This window comes from Tenacibaculum pelagium, assembly GCF_014062345.1.
Taxonomy (GTDB): domain Bacteria; phylum Bacteroidota; class Bacteroidia; order Flavobacteriales; family Flavobacteriaceae; genus Polaribacter; species Polaribacter pelagius.
This window is the reverse complement of record NZ_JACGLS010000026.1, coordinates 1-218: the sequence shown is the minus strand read 5'-3', so window position 1 is coordinate 218 and position 218 is coordinate 1. Positions and strand designations below refer to the sequence as shown.

The following is a 218-nucleotide window of genomic DNA, read 5'->3' as shown; positions in this document are numbered from 1 at the left end:
TCACTCCAAGTAGTCGCTAAGCTCGTTGGCCATGCTTCATTACATTCATCTAATTTATAGTCTGGTATTGCTACAATTATTGGAGCCGTTTCATCATAATCTCTACTTACCGTAGTGCTTACTGTTGCATCGTTTCCACAATCGTCCCTTACCGTGAACGTATAGACTCTACTCTGCATACAACCATCATCGCTCGTGATGATAGCGCCGCCGCCATC

1 protein-coding gene is annotated in these 218 nt (G+C 44.5%); it reads right to left on the bottom strand.

Annotated features, from left to right (window positions below):
• A partial coding sequence (locus H3Z83_RS12875; protein ID WP_182125902.1) for a hypothetical protein occupies positions 1–218 on the bottom strand: 218 nt, incomplete at both ends.